Origin of the sequence: Exiguobacterium sp. SH5S4, assembly GCF_004337045.1 — a bacterium.
In the GTDB taxonomy this organism is placed as follows: domain Bacteria; phylum Bacillota; class Bacilli; order Exiguobacteriales; family Exiguobacteriaceae; genus Exiguobacterium; species Exiguobacterium aurantiacum_A.
Genome location: NZ_SJUQ01000005.1, coordinates 22,624 through 37,537 on the forward strand (window position 1 = coordinate 22,624; position 14,914 = coordinate 37,537).

The 14,914-nt window shown below is 38.7% G+C and carries 21 protein-coding genes; 3 read left to right on the plus strand and 18 right to left on the minus strand.

Annotation, left to right across the window (positions count from 1 at the left end; all coding sequences use genetic code 11):
- Positions 1-49: 49 nt before the first annotated feature.
- From EVJ32_RS04620 to EVJ32_RS04700, 18 genes are all read right to left on the minus strand, one after another.
- Entirely contained in the window at positions 50-346 is a 297-nt protein-coding gene (locus tag EVJ32_RS04620; RefSeq protein ID WP_131457005.1) for a hypothetical protein, read from the minus strand.
- Positions 347-375: 29 nt separating this feature from the next.
- On the minus strand, positions 376-747 hold the full coding sequence (locus EVJ32_RS04625) for a hypothetical protein (RefSeq protein WP_131457007.1): 372 nt from the start codon (positions 745-747) through the stop codon (positions 376-378).
- Between the two features lie 306 nt (positions 748-1,053).
- Positions 1,054-1,803 carry a hypothetical protein gene (locus EVJ32_RS04630; RefSeq protein ID WP_131457009.1) on the minus strand — a complete coding sequence of 250 codons (750 nt, stop codon included), beginning with the start codon at positions 1,801-1,803 and terminating at the stop codon, positions 1,054-1,056.
- 254 nt (positions 1,804-2,057) lie between these two features.
- Entirely contained in the window at positions 2,058-2,240 is a 183-nt protein-coding gene (locus tag EVJ32_RS04635; protein ID WP_131457011.1) for a hypothetical protein, read from the minus strand.
- Positions 2,237-2,629: a hypothetical protein gene (locus EVJ32_RS04640; RefSeq protein ID WP_131457013.1), complete on the minus strand. Its 393-nt coding sequence runs from the start codon at positions 2,627-2,629 to the stop codon at positions 2,237-2,239. Before EVJ32_RS04640 ends, EVJ32_RS04635 begins: the two co-directional genes overlap by 4 nt.
- 733 nt (positions 2,630-3,362) lie before the next feature.
- Complete coding sequence (locus EVJ32_RS04645; protein WP_131457015.1) at positions 3,363-3,929, minus strand: hypothetical protein; 567 nt, start codon at positions 3,927-3,929, stop codon at positions 3,363-3,365.
- A gap of 54 nt (positions 3,930-3,983) precedes the next feature.
- Complete coding sequence (locus EVJ32_RS04650) at positions 3,984-4,394, minus strand: hypothetical protein (RefSeq protein ID WP_131457017.1); 411 nt, start codon at positions 4,392-4,394, stop codon at positions 3,984-3,986.
- Between the two features lie 87 nt (positions 4,395-4,481).
- Positions 4,482-4,754, minus strand: a complete 273-nt coding sequence (locus tag EVJ32_RS04655; protein WP_131457019.1) for a hypothetical protein — start codon at positions 4,752-4,754, stop codon at positions 4,482-4,484.
- A gap of 59 nt (positions 4,755-4,813) precedes the next feature.
- The gene (locus EVJ32_RS04660; protein WP_131457021.1) at positions 4,814-5,233 is read right to left on the minus strand and encodes a hypothetical protein; all 420 of its coding nucleotides are present in this window, start codon (positions 5,231-5,233) and stop codon (positions 4,814-4,816) included.
- Positions 5,234-5,264: 31 nt separating this feature from the next.
- Entirely contained in the window at positions 5,265-5,873 is a 609-nt protein-coding gene (locus tag EVJ32_RS04665) for a hypothetical protein (protein WP_131457023.1), read from the minus strand.
- Positions 5,874-5,904: 31 nt separating this feature from the next.
- Positions 5,905-6,435, minus strand: a complete 531-nt coding sequence (locus EVJ32_RS04670) for a hypothetical protein (RefSeq protein ID WP_131457025.1) — start codon at positions 6,433-6,435, stop codon at positions 5,905-5,907.
- Positions 6,432-6,602, minus strand: coding sequence for a hypothetical protein (locus EVJ32_RS16175; protein WP_161568773.1), 171 nt, complete (start codon positions 6,600-6,602; stop codon positions 6,432-6,434). The genes EVJ32_RS04670 and EVJ32_RS16175 overlap by 4 nt, the downstream gene beginning before the upstream one ends.
- Positions 6,603-6,901: 299 nt before the next feature.
- Positions 6,902-7,267 carry a hypothetical protein gene (locus EVJ32_RS04675; protein ID WP_131457027.1) on the minus strand — a complete coding sequence of 122 codons (366 nt, stop codon included), beginning with the start codon at positions 7,265-7,267 and terminating at the stop codon, positions 6,902-6,904.
- Positions 7,268-7,285: 18 nt separating this feature from the next.
- The gene (locus tag EVJ32_RS04680; protein WP_131457029.1) at positions 7,286-7,717 is read right to left on the minus strand and encodes a DUF7659 family protein; all 432 of its coding nucleotides are present in this window, start codon (positions 7,715-7,717) and stop codon (positions 7,286-7,288) included.
- A 26-nt stretch (positions 7,718-7,743) separates the two neighbouring features.
- Positions 7,744-8,481: a Rho termination factor N-terminal domain-containing protein gene (locus tag EVJ32_RS04685; protein WP_131457031.1), complete on the minus strand. Its 738-nt coding sequence runs from the start codon at positions 8,479-8,481 to the stop codon at positions 7,744-7,746.
- A 532-nt stretch (positions 8,482-9,013) separates the two neighbouring features.
- Positions 9,014-9,253: a hypothetical protein gene (locus EVJ32_RS04690; protein WP_131457033.1), complete on the minus strand. Its 240-nt coding sequence runs from the start codon at positions 9,251-9,253 to the stop codon at positions 9,014-9,016.
- Between the two features lie 886 nt (positions 9,254-10,139).
- The gene (locus EVJ32_RS04695) at positions 10,140-10,511 is read right to left on the minus strand and encodes a hypothetical protein (RefSeq protein ID WP_131457035.1); all 372 of its coding nucleotides are present in this window, start codon (positions 10,509-10,511) and stop codon (positions 10,140-10,142) included.
- Between the two features lie 106 nt (positions 10,512-10,617).
- Positions 10,618-11,193: a hypothetical protein gene (locus EVJ32_RS04700; RefSeq protein WP_131457037.1), complete on the minus strand. Its 576-nt coding sequence runs from the start codon at positions 11,191-11,193 to the stop codon at positions 10,618-10,620.
- 336 nt (positions 11,194-11,529) lie between these two features.
- Here EVJ32_RS04700 and EVJ32_RS04705 point away from each other — a divergent pair, with 336 nt between their 5' ends.
- The 3 genes from EVJ32_RS04705 (at position 11,530) to EVJ32_RS04715 (ending at position 14,908) form a co-directional block, all read left to right on the plus strand.
- On the plus strand, positions 11,530-12,747 hold the full coding sequence (locus tag EVJ32_RS04705) for a DNA sulfur modification protein DndB (RefSeq protein ID WP_131457039.1): 1,218 nt from the start codon (positions 11,530-11,532) through the stop codon (positions 12,745-12,747).
- A complete protein-coding gene (locus EVJ32_RS04710) occupies positions 12,744-13,808 on the plus strand; it encodes a phage lytic cycle repressor MrpR family protein (RefSeq protein WP_131457041.1) in 1,065 nt (354 codons plus the stop codon). The genes EVJ32_RS04705 and EVJ32_RS04710 overlap by 4 nt, the downstream gene beginning before the upstream one ends.
- A gap of 116 nt (positions 13,809-13,924) precedes the next feature.
- Positions 13,925-14,908: a single stranded DNA-binding domain-containing protein gene (locus EVJ32_RS04715; RefSeq protein WP_131457043.1), complete on the plus strand. Its 984-nt coding sequence runs from the start codon at positions 13,925-13,927 to the stop codon at positions 14,906-14,908.
- Positions 14,909-14,914: the final 6 nt, after the last annotated feature.

Here is a 14,914-nt window from a genome sequence, read left to right on the forward strand (position 1 = left end):
TTATATATGACATAGTTATAAACATACGTTCAAAATCCGTTTAACAGATTTAGTATAATTGAACCCTGCTAAATTCTGGCGCGCTCTCGCTGGCCGTGTGAGATCTTACGAGCTCGTTCCCCGTAACCTCATACACATACAAACCGCCTTCTTCTTCGTCTTCTCCGTACTCGACAAACGCGACACGCTGGCCTTTAGTGTCCACATAATACAAGTTCGTCCATAGTGTCCGGCCGCTCTCCGCGTCCTCAACGCGTACAATTACATCATGAATATCTTGACCGCCAAACAATGCAGCAGCTTCGCCAGCTTCGAGCTTTACAGTTACGTTAGTAAGATCTTTCATGTTAACGCCTCCTAGTGTATGTTTAGTGTTTACCATGTATGGCCGGTTTTGAGGTTTTTAATTATCATATGGTCGCTATCTTCCTTATTAACCTCAACTTTATATTGGCCTTCCTTTTCCCAAACAGCGTCATACGTTTTAACCGCGTACGTTGTGTACTCTTCATCTTCCGATACGTATTCAATGGCCGTAGCATACTCTTCATTAAATTCTGTCGTATATTCTTCTTCAATCGCTGCCACAACTTCGGCCGCCTGGACTTCTACAAATTCGCGTTCTTCTTTACTAAAAGATCTTGCAACGTATCCGAATGTATACAAGCCTTCTTTGCTGCCCGACACGACTTCTAGCGTCATGCGCTCCTTAATTGTAACGTTTACTTGTTGGCCGATTGCGTTCATGATTGTGTTCATCTTGTTCACCGTTCCTTTTCGTTTTGTTGTTTTGCTTACTCTTATTTTCTCATGTCGTGAAGATCTGACACGTTTTTAATTTATTTTTTTATGATCTACTCATTCTTAAAAAATCATAATTATCTCTACTCTTATATTAAGTATATATATAAAGACTTGCTCAAAATCCGTTTAACAGGAATCCATATAACTAAAACGACATAATTCCCGGCTCGTGATCGTAAACATATTTCTTAACTCGATCACTCGATCAACTGTCTTCAATCAAAAAAAGAGTCTTTCGACTCTTTGCAATCATTCTCCTTCAAACCCTTCCAGCTCCGTATAAACGCCATAACTTATTACATCGTTAACCTGTATAATATTGTTTTTGTAATCGCCTTGTGTTGACTCTGTTAGACTCATGCAAGGTACATCAAACATTTCTGTATCATGAGGGTAAATATAAAGATCTTGAACGTGTACATAGGTTTCTTTACTCGTCTCTTTAATGCTGGCGTGTTCTCCGTATTCGTTAAACTTTCCGATATGGTTATATTTATCTTTAATTTCGAGCTCGGCCACATTTCGCACTCTGTCGGTCGAACCTTTAGATCTTACGCCATCTTCTAGATATCCGTATCCTTCTAAAATCCCTTTGTACTTAATACGGTCATACATCATGACGACATGGCCACCCTGTCTTACAAAATAGTACACCTCATAACGATTATTGTATTCGCCATGCTTCGAATACGCGTTTTCTGATACATCGATTAGTGCTGTGTTTTGGTCGTCTAAAATGATTTTGCCGCTCTCAACTTCCTTTTTAAATTCCTCAACCGTTTTTACAATCGCTTTACCTGGCGCTTTCCAGTATGTGCGCGAGCAGCCTAATGTATTTTTAAAAGGATTGTTTGGCCGTTCGTTCGGTTCGTCAACGCGTACAACTAAACTATATTCGTTCCTTGTTTCATCCAAAACAATAAACTTGTTTACATTTTTGGCCGTTTCCACCTGGTGCAATACAGTTACATTTAATTCGTTTTCGATTAGATTTTTCATTTTGATTAGCTCCCTTTTTGATTTGGGTTATCTTGCTTAATTACATTATCGCACGTTTATATATTTAATTTTATATTATATTTTTTTATTTTAATAGCATTGATCGTAAACATTATTAAAAATTTAAATCATCTCGCTATAAAGTAATAGTATTAAACGTTTCTTCAATATCCGTTTAACAGATTTAGTATAACTAAAACTTGATAATTTTTGAACGTGATCACTCAACAAAAAAAGAATCCTTTCGGATTCTCTTATCTTTCGTAACACGTATGAATTTCATTTCTTGCAATGCCGATCAAATAATATTTTCCGTCAACCGTTTCAACGTCATATATTTTTTCTTTGTCTGATCCGTTTATATAGTCTTCATAACTAAATTTATAGTTTGCGACTTTTAACCCTTCTGATTCTAAAACCCGTTGAACGTTCATCATCTTACGTCCGCTTTTGGCGCTCTCGCGTCCTCGCATAGCTTCATAAACAACGCGGCCTCTCTATCCAGCTTTTCGCGTTCCTCGCGCTCTCTCACGCTTTCGAAAACATAACCTTCAAACGTGTATGCCTTGTGATCTTTCTTAATCTCATAAGTACCATGTGATCCGTACATATCACAATTTACTTTTTCAATTAGCGTGATATTTTCAAACACGCTTAGATTGATGATAGCAGCGTACTGTAGTGCTTGCTCTGGCGTGTCTGCCTCAACTTCGTTAAACCTTTGCCCGTGATCTTTGCGCTCGCTTTCCCATGTATACATACCCGTTTCAGGATCAAACAATAAATCATATTCTACAACAAACCCTTTAACAATAAATTTACTCATATCAATAACCTCCTCTTTTGATACTCTTAGTATACCATGCGTACAATGTACGCGCAATACTTTTTTAATTAGCTATCATATTTATTTTACGATCACATAGGCCGATCACATAAAAAAAGCACTCAACCCGTCAACGGTCAAGCGCTCAACTTATCTTAATAAATTTTTTAATATCCTCGTCAATCACATAAACCGCATAAACCTTTTTGCCATGCTCGATCAACTTTACTTTAAACAATGGAATTGCTTTACCTTGTATCAATCCCGTATACATATCATATTCATTCAAGATGTGATTGCGATAATACTTTACATTGTTTGTCTTGCATATCCATTTAATCACGGTCTCTTTGTCGCTATCATAGCAGCGTATATAATTATACGTATATTTTGGTAGATTAACATTAACAATGTAGCTCTTACTCTCATTATGCAGGTTTACAGGTGATCCCGTACACGTCAACCGATCTCCATCACTTTCTAGCGCTCTCACATGGCCTTTTTGGATCTCCGCAACGGCCGGCACTATATCATACTTTGTTACCATGTTAGCGGGTAAACATCGCGCGAGCTCGGGATAGATGTTACACGCTATATAAAATAACTCGTCTAACGTCTCTTGATCTTGTTTGTCTAACCATCTGTTATAAGTTTGCAAGTAATAGCAATCCTCATCTTTTAGTTTAAAATTGTTAACGTCTCTCATCGTATACATACATTCAAACCCTTTCTTTCAAGCCGTTACGAGCTCTTTATTTTTATTCAACTTCTTTTCAAGTTCCTCAACCGTTGGCAATTCTTCAAACATCTCTATTGCCTTATCCATGCTTAAACGCTTTACAGGTACACCGTTTTCGAGCTTATACATATGAATCGAATCGCTTTGTCGTGTGCGGTTTGTTGCTTTAGCAGCGCTTTCGAGACGGCCGAACATATCGCGCTTCTCTTTGTGATCGTAACGGATTTGTGCCATATAGTAATCAAACATGGTACGTTGATTGACACTTTTTTTATAAAAGTAATCTACACCACTATTGCGTATAAATACAATACCGTCCTTGTGATTGCCTAACATTTCGGCCGCTGTATGGATATAAAAATCATTTTCATATCTTGCATTTTTACCCTTTACCTTTTCAGTGAGCTCGGGAAACAATTCTGTTACGGCCTTTTTGATTGTCTTTTTAAGTCGATCAACCTTGTTTTCAATAACTCTTCTTTCTTCATTGTATACATTGTGTTTTCTCATATCTAATTCTTGATAGCGAGCGATTTGTTTCAAAAGTGTCATTGTTTTCATTTTGATTTCTCCCTTTTTGATTATGATTTTTTAATTTATTAGCAGCTTACAACGTCATCTAAACCATGATTTATTAATTTCTTCGTAACGCTCTTTTGTGATTGCCTGGCACGTCTCAACGTATTCTTTTTTAACTTCGTTGTGGCCGTCCAAAACATTGAAGATTAATAACGTGCCATTGTCGTAAACGTCTACTAGCTTAAACGTGTCGAGCGGTGCGTTTTCGCGTCCGTCTTGTGGATCGTAGTAATAAATACCTTTAGCAGTTGCGTTTGTTACCATGTATAAACGGTGGCTTGCTTCGTCTTCGTCTTTAAATCCATCTTCAAACAATTCGCAATCGTTACATAAACACCATTCGTCACCGCTATCCAACCATACAATTTCAACCTCTTCATTTTGTTCTTCTAGATTATTTAAAATTGTGTTCCATTGTGTAAGACTGATTCTTTTTGCAGTTTCCATGTGTAGCAGCTCCCTTGTTTTTGAGTGTTAAAATAATTGTTTTAACGGATAAATTGCTTTTAAAATCCCTTACAGGGTAATGATTTTTTAAACAGTCATTTCGAGCCGTGATAATTCTTGATAGACTTCATCAAACTTCTGATCACTATCCGTCAAAATTAGTTCATGCTCGCTTTGCCATACGTTGATATATTTATCGAGCATAATAATATAGTTTGGTGTTTGGCCGTCTACCTGCAATGCCTTGTTGTTATAAATGATATAGCTATCATTCAACGTCCCTTCAAAAACTTCCATATCCAATTGTTTTTCGCTTGCAAGTTCCAAAATTTTTCTTGATTCGTCCGCTGTTAGTCTCATTTTTAATCATTCCTTTTCTGTTTTTTGATTTCAGTACATGGCCGATTTATCGGCCTGGATTAATTGTTTTCACCGTCTTGTGTAAAATAAATCATATTTTCTAAATCCTCGCGAATCAAAATAATTTCCTCATATGATCCACCGTCATCAATGTAATGGCCGTTATAAATTTTTTCTAATGCAGCTTGTAATTCTTTTTCCGTGTGATTTTCTACGTTTGTTGTGTATTCATAATAAAAATGATTAAAGTAACGGCCTAGCCCGTAAACTTCTTCATATTCATATTTAAAACCGTTGATTTCGTCCGAAAACTCAACTTTTAATTCTTTATCAGCCTCGTTTAAATGGCCTTGTAAATTTTCAAGCGTGATCTTTTTGTGCGCTTGCTGGCGCTTGTTAAAAATATGATCATCTGCCTTGTTTTCGTCCCCGTTAAAAAAGATTCTCGCGAAATCATATTGACCGATTTGTTTGTACATCTTATCCAGCTCCCTTTGTTTGATGTGATTATTATACAGTTTGTAAGGCCGTTGACGCTTCACTTTTTTGTACTAGCTTATAATCATATGGATTAAAACCGTGTTCTCGAATATACTCGCCTAACAACTTACGATTAACAAAACTCAAACGACTTATTTCTTTTACTTCGTCCCACTGTTTAGCGATTGATAATTTTTCATCGTTCGATAAATTAGGATACATTTTATTGATTTTTTCAGTGGCGTATTTATTTAGCCGCTCGATTTCGCTCTTGTTTTCCGTCATTTCTTTAAAGTCCTCGATTGCAGCTGGCGACACTTCGCGATCACGTTTAAAGCCTTCGTATTTTCTTACTGACTTGTAACGGTCATCGGCTGGACGTAACGTGTAATAAGTTGTCGTTGCATATTTGTTTAAAATCGTTTCGTTTTGTTCGATGTGATTAAGTGTCGGTACAACAAAACAAAATTCTTTTTTATTTCGTCCATAATATACGGCTGTTACTTCATCAACTTTGTTAGACACAAGGATAACGCTTGCTCTTTGTGTTTCGTGCATATCGTAAGGATATAAAGCATATTCTTTAGACGTTTCTTTAATTTTTGCTTTTTTAAACTCTGTAAATGTCATTCTTCTCATTTTAATCATCCTTTTCGTTTTGATTTTTTGTTTAAAACTTTTCGAGCGATCCATGCGCGTTAAAACCCATCATAGTTAAGTGAGCATATTCTAAAACTTTTTCATCGTTCCGGGATTCTTCAAAAATGTTATTTAGATGACTTTTAACCGCGAAACGAACCGCCTTTTGAATATCGCTTTCGAGCTCGTTGTAAGTCGTTCCGCTCTTTTTGGCAAAGTAAGCAGCTAGATAGTGATCTCCGAACGTGTCCCACGCTATTAAGCACTTAAAATCATCTTCTTTGTTGCGATTAATCGTATCGACTAGATCGTTTTTATCTTCGTTGTCGAGACGGCTAAAATAATACGTATCTAAAACGATATGCGGTTGGTAACATGGTTTAACGTCATACTGTAAGATGTCCGTTTTAAAGGTTTTACAAAACGCTTTAATCGCTCGCTCAACGTCCCAACCCTGCCGATCGTTTAGGTGTTTTAAATACTTGTCTCTCGCTTGATTGATTGCACGTTTTCTAAAACGTCCGTGTAGCTCGTCAATTTCATACAGTGTAATCTGTCTCATTTTTTTAGATCCTCTTCGTCCAAAACGTAAGTTTCGATAAAATATAAATCTTCGTCACACTCAAAACACTGATATGAATAATCCTCTAAATCACTTTTATATACTTGACTGTCACATCTACTGCACAAACGGTTGATACAATCTTTTTCAATTACCTTTTCATCCATCTTTATTCGCTCCCTTTAAAATATTTATTTTAGCGGTCATTTTCTGAAACAATTACTTCTAAAAACATATCCGATCAAAAGGCTTTTATCATTCCAGCAAGTTTGATATAAGACTTCTTTGTAAAATTCTGAAGCGTGAAACAATATCCCGTTTCGGCCGTGATACTGCAAGCGATCCATAATAAACTTTTTAACGACTTTATCTGAATTGTAAGAAAGATTAGTGTTCTTGTTTTTTAGATCCGTATAGCCGTTAAAAATTTCATCGGCTACACGGTCAATTTTTCTAGTTCTCATGTTCACATATCCTTTCTTTTTGCTAACGTTTCTTTTAATTCGCTCGCTAGTTCCGGTTTGAAAAACTCAACGGCCTCTATAAAGTAATGCAGCCGCGATTCATAATATTTAGCGTTTCCAATGTCTCCGTATTTTTCAAACGTCTCTTTAAACTGCATATAGCCGTTAAACTCTTCTTTAATTTGATCGTCCGTTAAAACGATTTCGCGTTCATAATTTTCCGCTGGCGCGTCGCTTTCATAGTCCCTAACACCGAAAGCCTTCCTAATGATTGCAATTTGAGTCATAACTCTAATACTTTCTTCGCGAGACGTTAACGTTTTAAAATCAAGCTCTTTAACCTTGTTTAGTAATGTAACGTTGTTCATTTGTTTACCTTCTCTCTTTTAATACTCTTCTTCTAACACTGATTTAATAGCGAGCTCCAAACCCTTTTTAAGATTCGGCCGCTCGTTAACGCTTGTCATTGATAAGTCTAGCGCTTGCAACGTGTCGCTTAAATCGTAAGTATAACTGTATTCATGATTTCCTAGTTCATAGCGAAACATCTCTAAAATGAAACCCTCTCCGGTTTGATCGGATTCAATAGCTGCCTTTAATTCTTGTTCCTGTCGCTCGAACATATTATCAAAATCCATTAAGCTATCTTTTTTAATAAATCCTCCATTGCCAATATCCAAAACCATGTTAGTTTGATCTTTTTCAAGTTCTAACTTTTTCATACCTTCGTCAAACTGTTTGTTTGAAAATGCGAACATGATAGGAAAGTCATTTAATTGTTTTTGGTGTCTATCCTTCATTTGCTTATAAGCGTTCATTTTTGAAACCTCCTATATTTTTTTATTTAAAAGAAAATTTTCATATTTTGCGATCCGGTTTTTTGCTTGTTCTGTTTCGCTTCATAACGATCAACCGTTTCCCATCGATACGTATTCATATTGTTGTATTCGATTGTGATAGCGTTGTCCATGTCGTCGCCATCTTCTTTTGTCATACGTGACCGCCATACTTTTTTGTATTTAGATTCATAAATGAGTTCGCACGTTTGACACTCTCCGATTGATTCTGTTAGTGTCTCAACCTCTTCTAAGCGTCGATCAATTTCAATGTATGGCCGGCCGTCTTCTGCTTTAGTTTCGGCCATGTAGTCGTGAATTTCGTTTAATAGCAGCGCTTTTAATTCTTCTTCGTTTTGGCCGAACAAGGTTTCTAACGTCCATGCTTTCCGGCCTTTTGGCGCTTCGCTCTTAAACTCTCGTTCTGTTACCTTTACATGGTAGCGCGTTTCTAACCCTGCATACACATAGCTTTCGGCACTCAATGAAAAGTATCGTGTTTTACCGTCAATCTGTTTAATAACGGTGCGCTCGTTGCTGTTATGCGAATCAGTGAGCAGCGAGAACGTTTTAAACGCTTCGGCCTTTTCATGATCGGTATTGCTTGCCGTTGTCGTGCGAGCCGTTTCCCTAACCGTTTCAATGGCCGTTAAAAGCTCGCTTTTATTCATTCTCGATCTACCTGCAATGTTCAATTCTTTCGCGAGTGAGTAAAGTTCTTTTTGTGTTTTGTCAGTGATGTTCATTTTGGTTAGCTCCCTTATGATTAGTATTTTTTGATTACAGTAACAGTGTTTTCGTTCCCGTTATATGACTCAATTTCAAGCGGCGAAACAATGATACTTTTAAACGTATCGGCCGATGGTGCGATACTTACGTCAATCTTTCGGCCGTTGATCCATTCGCTATACTGTTCGCGGTTTGAAAAGTAAACTAGCATGATGTTTTACCTCCGTTAAAATGATGTTTTTACTTGCTGTTTCTTAACTACCTTTAGTTTAACATAAGCGTACATTGTACGCAAGACTTTAAATAAAAGTTTTTATTTTTTTATTTAGATGATGATAAACCCTTGTACGATCCACTGGATGACGATGATTGCAAAACCTGCAACGGCCATACCGGACAAGATCAAATAGTTTACGTTGTCTCTCTTTTCCATGTCTCATACCTCCAATTACAAGCCTAAACGCTTGTTTAGTTTTTGTACGGCCATTTGGTTGTAATCGTCAACCTGGTTTGTTACACGTTTACGCTTGAATAGTGCGAGTAGCTTTTTCATGATGCGGCCTCGCTTTCCGTTTTATGATCGACAGTGTAAAGATATTCAAAATGTGCAAAAACTTTTGAATCGTCACTATTTAAGGCCGTTGCAATATAAATGTGTTCGTAACGATAATTAAGCATATTCATAGACACCGCTCGTTTGTCGAGCTCGTTCTGCAAGACTACACTATCGACGATATTTAAAGATTTGGCATTTGACACGTTACTATAAACACTATATTTGCGATTCATTTAAAATCCTCCCTTACAAGCGTTGTGCTCGTGTGTTTGTCGATCTATTAATAATATACAATAAGCGTACATTGTACGCAAGTGTTTTTTAAAATTAATTCTTTTTTATTTCGTTATGACGGGTTTCTTCTATTAAATAGCGTTTAAAATATACGGTGCTAAATCGGCCATTCGGATTATATACGGACGTGATTGATCCGTTTGGATGGTTTGGCCGTGTTTAAATACGATCTATCTTTTTAATACGGCCAAAACATAACGAGCGCTAGCGAGCGATCTAATAGATCGTGATAGGGTAGTCCGTCCTGCTGCATGATCGGCCGTTGATCGGCCTAGCGATCTATCTTTCTTCCTGGCGTTCGATCCGTCCGGCCTTCGCTGGCGACGCGATCCGCCGCGAGCTCGCAGAGCTCCGCTCCTCGTGTCGGCGTCGTCAACCTAATAAGGGCGATGCAGACGTTTGTCCAAAAACCGTATAACAGCAAAGTCTTATATAAACCCTGTTATTTGTGAGTTTTGCGCGGTGTAATTTGATCCTTCAGACAATCGATAGTTGTCGTCTTCCAGAGTGGGCGGCCTTTATACGTATATGCGTCGGGCTCCGGCATATTATTTTGTGTGACACGGTTCGAGATGGTGCTCCGCGAGATCTCTAGATAATCTGCAACTTCAGTGGTCGTTAAAAGAACTGTTTTATGGGTCATAATTGACGCCTCCTTGAGTGGTTTGTAACTAAATAGTAACACAAGCGTACATCATACGCAAGCTAATTACAAAAATATTTTTATAAGGGTTTTACAGTCTCTTGTACAAAAACCGTATAACAGAAACTCATATAAAAAACCCCGCCGAATTGAGCGAGGTCTGATGTATAACGATGTATGATTTACTGTCCGTATCCGTTAATGAAGCGATCCAGGCTCGTCATCTCGTTGTATTTCTTAATCCGATATTCGATCAACCGGTTCACGAAGTTAGAGAACAACTTGGCCTTCTTTTTGAATTCATTGTGGTCGTTCGGAGAGACTTTTTTCATATTCACTTGCGTCCGTACCCACTCGGTGATCGTGAGAAGGCGGTCAACTGCGTACAGGTCAAACTCTTGATTGCTGGCAACGGCTTCTACGACGACATCGAGAGAACGAATGGATTCAACTAAACTCATAACTTCTTTCTCTGTCAGGCCGTTCACGTCTTGTTGTCCAAACTGCTCTTTGATGTACTTGGCTGCGTATAGGGTGTCGGTTGTCATCAACATTGTTCTCACTTCCTTTTCAAATATTTTTTAAATACTTTTGTAATTGATTACTTCTGACCTAAATATAACATCTTATGAACCCCAAATCAACCCCAAAATACTCGAATTATAGGATTTTTTCAAACCCTTTTTCCGATTTCAGGTAAATGTTTTGTGAATTAGTAGAAATATAGATTTTTTCCAAGCTTTCGACCTTGCTTAGTACGGCGTCATACTGCTCGCTCGTCATCATCTGCATGATATCGATGATGTTTGATTTTCTATATCCATCTTGATAGTGCTCGACCGTTTCCTTTCGCCAATACCTGCGCTTCGTATCGTAAAACTCGTATGCCGGGAATTTTTCCGAATCAACCAAGCGATTGAACTGAGACGGGGAATTGTCTGTAAATTTGGCGGCCTCACTAGCAGACATGATCTCGAAGTCTCGAGAAGGGGCGTTCAGATCGATCACAACGTCCTCTCTTACATAGGATTTAGGTATCTGAGGATAGAGCGTGTCGTAACCCATCTCCTTTATGAACTTAGCCCATGTGCGAGGGGTCATATACCCCTGCTCAATGCCATGATCGTCTAACCATTCGCTCAATTTCTCCTTTTTGAACAAGCAAGTTCTAAAGCGGAGGTCTTCGTCTACAAAACAATAGATGCGATTTTGATAGTTAACTAGGTTCATCTTCATGGTGTTACCTCGCTTTCTAAATCAAAAAGTAGCGGTTGTTTAATTTATATGTTCCACGGGAACATAATTTGAAACATTATTTTTTTAATATGCTCACATTTCTTATATATTCTGTGATAGAGTAGAGTTATAGAACGTAGTATAATAATACTATAATGTATTAATACATTAACTTTATACCCCTATGGGTAAAAAAGTATGTCTGTCCCAACGATTTTTTCATTTCCCAAGTTTTTAAGTTTGCTAAAGTGTACAGGTTTTGTGTAAGTTTTTATCAGATAGTTTATACAAATTATTCCTAAATCAAAAAAATAATACAATTAAGAGGTGGAGACGATGGTGAACGAAGATCTAACCCCGCAACGTTTAGCAGAAGTATTGCAAGATTTTCTGTACGAAAACCGTTATGATCATGATTTATTTAATGATTTACAAAAGAATTTGAAAAAACATGAAATATTTTCTAAAGATATTACAGATATTATGAATAAAAGAACAGATTTCAAAGATATTCCTGCCACCGAGCTCGTGTTGTTTGCGCGGATTGTGTACGGCCGCTTTCCCGACTTCGAGATCATCAATCCGCAACGCTATTTCAAGCCAGGAGAGATCAAGGCGGCGCAATATTATACCCGCAACAATCGTCCTGAGTATATCAAACTTCCTTTGACAGTGAACAACGCATTAAGCGTCCAGTACGACGAGTATATCGCCATCATGTCGGCCAAACAGCTCGTCAAGATGTTGGATAGCAGCATTGTCACCTACAACTTCGACTCACAGCGCGACGCGAAGAGCATGGTGGACACGAACGGAAGAATCGTGAGAGCGATCAACGTCAACCAAAAGTCGGTCATCGAGATCGCGCAACTGATGTTGAACGGAGAATATCTCCCCGATATGCTGACATTTAATATGTTGTTAGGTTCTAATGACGAAAGAGAAGAGTTTTCCTCTAAAGGAAACAGTATTGTCGTCAACGAAGGGACTCAGCTCGACATCTTGGACGGATTCCATCGTCTGTCTGCCATGCAGCAAGCGGTCGAAGCGAATCCAGAATTCGACTTAAACTTCCCTGTCGCCTTTAAAAACTTTGATATCCAAAAAGCGAAGCGCTATGTCGGTCAAACGAACACGTTTAACGTCATGCCTAAGGCGTATGTCGAGCAACTGAGAGCCAAAGACCACTACGCATACATCGTCAACGAGCTCATCAACAACAGCGACCTGAAGGGGCGTGTGGGGTATCAGCGACGCCCAATCTTCGACAACGGAGAGATCACTACGTTCGACCGTCTAAAGAATGCCATTCAGAAACAGTATAACGTCAAGATGAAACGAGAAGCGATGGGTGTGGTGGAGACACTTGTCCCGTTGTTCGATGAATTGATTTTCCTATACCTATCAGAGAAACCTGATCCACATGAAACATTGTTTGCTACGGTCGACGGGATAGATCGATTGTTAAATAAATATAAAAAGATTGATAAAGATATAAAACGTGTCGATTTAGATTTCTTATTAGCCACAACAGAAAAAGGACAATTATTATGACAAACTTAGAGAATTTTGAAACCAATAAGCAAAAATTATTAGATGATGACCTATTTTATAATGCAGAATATAAATTAGATTTCTTAGACAAACATAAAACCAAAACACAGGATTTTAATTTTTACTATCGATTATTTATCAACGTAAAAGAAAAAGAAGAAAGCCTTGGTCGTGATATGTACGACTTCTCTCGTCGTGATATCGAGGATGTCGTGTCGGGGATGCACCCGTCGACCTCTTCTGCTGCCGCCAAAATCATCGCAATGATCAAGCGATACCTGACTCACGCGGCACAAGACGGCGAAAAGAGTTCAAATATCGTTCACCAGGTAGGCAAATTGACAGATATGGCGAATAGTTTTCTTCCTAGTAATCCGAAATTCTATGTGTCAGAAGCAGAATTACAATTATTAGAAGATAGCTGTATGAATCCGCAGGACGCATTTATCTTCCGGGCGATCTTCGAAGGGGTTTTGGGGGCTGAGATGACCGAGCTACGCAACCTAAAGATGAGCGATATCGATATCCATCAAAATTTAGTCTCAATCAATATAGCTGATTACAACAAGAACCGGACAATCCGAGTGACAGAGCGATTTATTGATATGGCCGTAAAAGCATATGAACAGAAAGTATATATATTAAATAATGGCGAAGACGTCAGCGAGAACTTCATGCGCGCAAACACAGAATACGAGTTAGAAGATTCGGGATACATTATGAAGAAGTCGCATATTGGACGTATGATCAAGGATGCTCCGATTACGACGCCGACGCTATACAAACGATTTAATAACATCAAGGCGTTTCAATCATTCGAGACGATCGATAAATATTACTTGAAATTCAACAACATTTATAAGAGCGGTGCGATCTGGTATGGGGCTCGTTATATAGAAGAAAAGCAGATAGCAATCAAGAAACTGACGGACGATCATATGAAAGAGGTGGCTCGCCACGTCAAGAACGTCTATCAAGATCTCCCGGTAGATATCAAGAAGATCGTGAACGTTGAGAATATCGAAGAGTTATATGTGGAAAAAGGGAAGATTATTTCGTAAGAGGGGAGCAATCCTCTCTTTTTAATTTATTTTAAGCCAGATGCTTGACGTACTAAATCAAAAAGTATAGTATAGAGAATGTAAGAACAATACATAACACGAAGGAGTGAGTGATGGTGGCATTTCAACCAACTCGAGGATTAGTAAAACTTAAAGGGCAGATCACGCGAATGAACGAACGTTCGGTAAAGGACGATTTCGACAACGAGCGCTGCAAAAAGATCAGCTTTGCACTGAAGACCAGTGAGGTGAACGAAGTTCCTGTTCAAATCTTCGGTTATAAGAACGACAAAGTATATTACTCAGAGAAGTCACCAAAAGGTGAGAAGAGCAAGATCGTATCCGTGGATTGGGCAGACCGTTACGAAGCACCTTCAGAGGGCGCTCAGTTGATCGGTACGCACATCAAGGCAGAAGGTCAAGAAGAAATCACGATCCTGACTTCATACGAAGCAATCGACAAGGTGTATGAGAGTTTCAAAAACGGCGATTGGGTGTTCATCCAGGGGTCGACATCTCCTAACTCTTACGAGAGCAACGGTGAGACACGCACGACGATGAACATCGAGATCGACAAGATCTACGCCTCTAAAGAAGACAAGTCGTTCGGAGACGAAGGATACGAAGAGATGGCTACGTTCAAACAAAAGGGTGTCTTCCTTGGCGCTGAGAAAGTGAAGAACGAAGAAACGAAAGAGACTGAAGTTCATGTAGACCTTCGCATCATCCAAGATAAAGAAGGTAAATTTACAGACTTTACATATGTGGTTCCGGCCAAGACAGACTCGAGCAAAAAACTCGCCAACGGTCTATTGAAAAAAGTAAAAGCATACGACGAAGTCGTGCTCATGGGTTACGTTCGCAACGAGGCGATCGTTGAAGAGGTCGAGCTCGACGAAGAAGATGATTGGGGCGGAGAGACGGTAGCAGGATTCGGTACAGCCGTCACATCATACCGTCGTGTATATGAGGTCGTCGGTTTCGATACGGCTTACTGGAAAGAGAACAAAGAGAAATACAAAGAGTCGGACTTCGAGCCAGACGATTTTGACAGCAGCGATGCGATCGATTTCGGTGACGATGATGACGACGATTTCTAAGAAGAA

Excerpts from the sequence above, each read along its gene's own strand:
- EVJ32_RS04620 (WP_131457005.1), bottom strand. The coding sequence starts at position 346 with ATGAAAGATCTTACTAACGTAACTGTAAAGCTCGAAGCTGGCGAAGCT.
- EVJ32_RS04625 (WP_131457007.1), bottom strand. The coding sequence starts at position 747 with ATGAACGCAATCGGCCAACAAGTAAACGTTACAATTAAGGAGCGCATG.
- EVJ32_RS04630 (WP_131457009.1), bottom strand. The coding sequence starts at position 1,803 with ATGAAAAATCTAATCGAAAACGAATTAAATGTAACTGTATTGCACCAG.
- EVJ32_RS04635 (WP_131457011.1), bottom strand. The coding sequence starts at position 2,240 with ATGATGAACGTTCAACGGGTTTTAGAATCAGAAGGGTTAAAAGTCGCA.
- EVJ32_RS04640 (WP_131457013.1), bottom strand. The coding sequence starts at position 2,629 with ATGAGTAAATTTATTGTTAAAGGGTTTGTTGTAGAATATGATTTATTG.
- EVJ32_RS04645 (WP_131457015.1), bottom strand. The coding sequence starts at position 3,929 with ATGAAAACAATGACACTTTTGAAACAAATCGCTCGCTATCAAGAATTA.
- EVJ32_RS04650 (WP_131457017.1), bottom strand. The coding sequence starts at position 4,394 with ATGGAAACTGCAAAAAGAATCAGTCTTACACAATGGAACACAATTTTA.
- EVJ32_RS04655 (WP_131457019.1), bottom strand. The coding sequence starts at position 4,754 with ATGAGACTAACAGCGGACGAATCAAGAAAAATTTTGGAACTTGCAAGC.
- EVJ32_RS04660 (WP_131457021.1), bottom strand. The coding sequence starts at position 5,233 with ATGTACAAACAAATCGGTCAATATGATTTCGCGAGAATCTTTTTTAAC.
- EVJ32_RS04665 (WP_131457023.1), bottom strand. The coding sequence starts at position 5,873 with ATGAGAAGAATGACATTTACAGAGTTTAAAAAAGCAAAAATTAAAGAA.
- EVJ32_RS04670 (WP_131457025.1), bottom strand. The coding sequence starts at position 6,435 with ATGAGACAGATTACACTGTATGAAATTGACGAGCTACACGGACGTTTT.
- EVJ32_RS16175 (WP_161568773.1), bottom strand. The coding sequence starts at position 6,602 with ATGGATGAAAAGGTAATTGAAAAAGATTGTATCAACCGTTTGTGCAGT.
- EVJ32_RS04675 (WP_131457027.1), bottom strand. The coding sequence starts at position 7,267 with ATGAACAACGTTACATTACTAAACAAGGTTAAAGAGCTTGATTTTAAA.
- EVJ32_RS04680 (WP_131457029.1), bottom strand. The coding sequence starts at position 7,717 with ATGAACGCTTATAAGCAAATGAAGGATAGACACCAAAAACAATTAAAT.
- EVJ32_RS04685 (WP_131457031.1), bottom strand. The coding sequence starts at position 8,481 with ATGAACATCACTGACAAAACACAAAAAGAACTTTACTCACTCGCGAAA.
- EVJ32_RS04690 (WP_131457033.1), bottom strand. The coding sequence starts at position 9,253 with ATGAATCGCAAATATAGTGTTTATAGTAACGTGTCAAATGCCAAATCT.
- EVJ32_RS04695 (WP_131457035.1), bottom strand. The coding sequence starts at position 10,511 with ATGTTGATGACAACCGACACCCTATACGCAGCCAAGTACATCAAAGAG.
- EVJ32_RS04700 (WP_131457037.1), bottom strand. The coding sequence starts at position 11,193 with ATGAAGATGAACCTAGTTAACTATCAAAATCGCATCTATTGTTTTGTA.
- EVJ32_RS04705 (WP_131457039.1), top strand. The coding sequence starts at position 11,530 with ATGGTGAACGAAGATCTAACCCCGCAACGTTTAGCAGAAGTATTGCAA.
- EVJ32_RS04710 (WP_131457041.1), top strand. The coding sequence starts at position 12,744 with ATGACAAACTTAGAGAATTTTGAAACCAATAAGCAAAAATTATTAGAT.